General features: G+C 71.5%; 4 protein-coding genes. 1 reads left to right on the forward strand and 3 read right to left on the reverse strand.

The window, feature by feature from the left end; translation table 11 throughout:
- Positions 1-153: 153 nt before the first annotated feature.
- The 3 genes from G6024_RS06835 to G6024_RS06845 all read right to left on the reverse strand — a co-directional run bounded on the left by G6024_RS06835 (position 154) and on the right by G6024_RS06845 (position 2,266).
- Positions 154-1,017: a crotonase/enoyl-CoA hydratase family protein gene (locus tag G6024_RS06835; RefSeq protein WP_159148348.1), complete on the reverse strand. Its 864-nt coding sequence runs from the start codon at positions 1,015-1,017 to the stop codon at positions 154-156.
- Between the two features lie 23 nt (positions 1,018-1,040).
- A complete protein-coding gene (locus G6024_RS06840; RefSeq protein ID WP_067711554.1) occupies positions 1,041-1,262 on the reverse strand; it encodes a PspC domain-containing protein in 222 nt (73 codons plus the stop codon).
- A 146-nt stretch (positions 1,263-1,408) separates the two neighbouring features.
- Entirely contained in the window at positions 1,409-2,266 is an 858-nt protein-coding gene (locus G6024_RS06845) for an SDR family oxidoreductase (protein ID WP_159148349.1), read from the reverse strand.
- 67 nt (positions 2,267-2,333) lie between these two features.
- On the opposite strand from G6024_RS06845, the gene G6024_RS06850 reads away from it, so the two are divergent.
- Positions 2,334-3,538: AMP-binding protein (locus G6024_RS06850; RefSeq protein ID WP_159148350.1), on the forward strand; the 1,205-nt coding region annotated here is incomplete at its 3' end.

Genomic DNA, 3,538 nt, shown 5'->3' on the forward strand with positions numbered 1-3,538 from the left:
CGTGCCGTGCCGTGCCGTGCCGTGCCGTGCCGGGACGCCGAGAAGAGCATTTCGCTCGTGTCGCCCGAGTAGCGATGTGCGAAACACTCTTCTCGGCGGGGCTGGCTCCTCTGTGGGGCGCTCCTTTGTGGGGCGCTCCTCTGTGGGGCGCGGTCAGCGGCCGGTGTACCGCGCCTCGCGCTTCTCCAGCGTCGAGCCGATGGCCTCCATCATGTCCGCCGAGGCCAGGAAGCCGGCGTTCCACGTCGCGACGTAACGGTTGGACTCGTAGATCGGCCCCTCGATCGCCCGGTTGAGGACCTCGCGGGTACCGCGGACCACCAGTGGCGGGTTGTCCGCGATCTCGGCGGCCGTGGCGTGGGCCGAGTCCAGCACCCCGGCGGCGTCGTCGGCGACGTGCGTGACCAGGCCGTAGCGCAGCGCGGTCTCCGCGTCGATGTCGCGCCCGGTCAGCGCCAGCTCGCGGGTCAGCCCGGAGCCGATGATGTACGGCAGGCGCCCGAGCGAGCCCATGTCGGCGACGATGCCCACCTTGACCTCGCGGACCGAGTAGCTCGAGTCCGCCGAACCGTGGCGGACGTCGCAGGCCGAGATGAGGTCCATGCCGCCGCCGATGCAGCGGCCCTGGATCGCGGCGACGGTGGGCGTCCTGGCCGACGCGACGGCGTCGACGGCGCAGCGCATGTTCTCCACGAAGTCCAGGATGCGCTCGTTACGCGAGGCGTCCGGGGTCGTGTCCTCGGGCAGGAACTCCATGAACTGCGGCATCATCGCCATCAGGTCCAGGCCGTACGTGAAGTTGCGGCCCTCGCCGGCGAGCACGACGGCGCGGACCCCGGGGTCGGCGTCGAGCTCGGCCATCACGCGGGGCATCTCGGCCCAGAAGTCCGGGCCCATCGCGTTGTTGCGCCCCGGGCCGATCAGCGTCACCTGGGCGACGTGCGGGTGACGGGCACCCTTCTCGATACGGACGGAGGCGTACTCGCCGGGAGCGGCTGAGGTGTCTGGAGTGCTCATGGCCCCAGCCTGCCACGGGCCCCTCAGGCGCGGACTCGCGAGGCACGGGAATCGGGCATGACGAACCACAGGATCACGTAGATGAGCAGCTGCGGACCCGGCAGCAGGATCGAGGCAACGAACAGGAGGCGGACCAACGCCGGGTCCAGCCCGAAGTAGTCGGCGAGCCCACCGCACACGCCGCCGATCCAGCGGTCCTCCGACCGCATCAGTCGCTTGGGCCCGGAATCTGGGGAATAGGTCATGACGTCACACCTCGTCGTCGTCGGGAAAGGGGGATCGGGGACCTCTCCCCGGTGACCTCCACTCTCCTCCCCGAGCACCCGCTCCACATCGGGGAAAGACCCGATTCTGAGACCCTGATCCGGCGTCGGGGTGCGGTCCGCCCGGTTCAGGTGTGGAACTCGCCGCAGTCCACCGTGAGGGTCTGGCCCGTGACCGCGGAGGCGGCGTCGGAGAGCAGGAACAGCACCGGGTCGACGATCTCGCGCTCGGAGGGCAGGCGCCGCAGATCCATCTTCTCGGCGGTGTGGGCGTAGACGTCGTCGACCGTGCCGCCGTACTTGGTGGCCAGGTGCTCGAAGTACGCCTTGAGGGTCTCGCCGTAGATGTACCCGGGCGCCACGGTGTTGACGCGGATGCCCCGCGAGCCGAGCTCGGTGGCCAGAGAATGGCCCAGCGCGACGAGGGCGGTCTTGGCGATCTTGTAACCCGCGTAGCGCTCGCGGGAGTGGTGGATCACCGCGGAGGCCATCATGACGACGGACGCGCTGGCGGGGGCCGGGTCTGTGGCGGAGTCGGCGGCGGAGTCGGCGGCGGCGGCTGCGGTGCCGGTGGCGGGAGCGGCGCCGGCCTCGAGCAGCGCGGTGAACTCCTGCGTGGTGCGCAGGGCGCCGAGCACCGACAGATCGATCCCGCGGGAGATCTGGTCGTGGTCGGTCTGCGCGAGCGGCTTCATGCTGGGCACCGCGAACGCGCTGTAGCCCAGACCGTGCACCGCATCGGTGTGACCCTCCACCGTCTCCCGCAGTGCGCGCACCGACTCCGGGTCGGTGGCGTCCACGGCCGCCGCGATCGCGTTCCCTCCGCCCGCCCGGACCTCCTCGGCGATCTCGACGACCCGCGACTCCGTGCGGGCGGCGACGACCACCGTCGCCCCCTGTGCGGCGGCCTGCAGGGCGAGCGTGCGGCCGAATCCCGGACCCGCTCCCACGATCACGATGGTCTTGTTGCTGAGGTTCTCTGTCATCCGCCTCACTTAACCAGCCCCGGGTGACCGCGGCGGGCAGTTCACCTACGCGGGATACGATCCGCGGGTGGCCACCATTCCCGCGCAGTATCTTCGCAGTTCACACGCCGCGGAACCCCGGACACTCCTCGACGTGTTCGACGCCGCGGCGACCCGCCACCCGGACGCGCCGTGCATCGACGACGGCACCCGGGTCCTGACCTACGACGAGGTGGCGCGGACGATCCACGCCTCCGCCCGATGGATGCACGACCAGGGCGTCGTCGCCGGCGACCGGGTCGGCATCCACATGCCCTCGGGCTCGGCGGACCTCTACCTGGCCATCCTCAGCACCCTCGCCGCCGGCGCCGCGTACGTTCCCGTCGACGTGGACGACCCCGCCGAGCGCGCCGAGCTGGTGTTCGGTCAGGCGCAGGTCGCGGCCGTCTACACCGCCGACGGCATGCTCGTCACCGACCCCGACCGGACCACCTCACCCTCGCGACACCGCGGCCCGACGGTGGACGACGACTGCTGGATCATCTTCACCTCCGGGACCACGGGCCTGCCCAAGGGTGTGGCCGTGACGCACCGCAGCGCGGCGGCGTTCGTCGACGCCGAGTCCCGGCTCTTCCTCACCGGCGCGCCGCTGGGCCCCGGCGACCGCGTGCTGGCGGGGCTGTCCGTGGCGTTCGACGCCTCCTGCGAGGAGATGTGGCTCGCCTGGGCCCACGGGGCATGCCTCGTGCCCGCGCCGCGCTCGGTCGTCAAGTCGGGCCTCGACCTCGGCCCGTGGTTGCGGGATCGGCGGATCACCGTCATCTCCACGGTGCCGACCCTCGCCTCGATGTGGCCCGATTCGATGCTCGCCGGTATCCGGATGGTGATCCTCGGCGGCGAGGCCTGCCCTCCGGAACTGGCCGAACGCCTGGTCGGTGACGGTCGCGAGGTGTGGAACACCTACGGCCCCACCGAGGCGACCGTCGTCGCCTGCGCGGTCCGGCTGGACGGCGTCGGTGAGGTGTCGATCGGGCTGCCGCTGGACGGCTGGGACCTCGCGGTGGTCGATGCGGCGGGCGATCCGGTGGGCTACGGGGAGTCCGGCGAGCTGGTGATCGGCGGGGGCGGCCTGGCGCGGTACCTGGACCCCGAGAAGGACGCCGAGAAGTACGCGCCCATGCAGACCCTGGGCTGGGAGCGCGCGTACCGCTCCGGCGACGTGGTCCGACTCGAGGCCGACGGCCTGTACTTCAACGGCCGCGTCGACGACCAGGTCAAGATCGGCGGCCGCCG

Origin of the sequence: Dietzia maris (assembly GCF_014144855.1) — a bacterium.
GTDB lineage: Bacteria > Actinomycetota > Actinomycetes > Mycobacteriales > Mycobacteriaceae > Dietzia > Dietzia kunjamensis.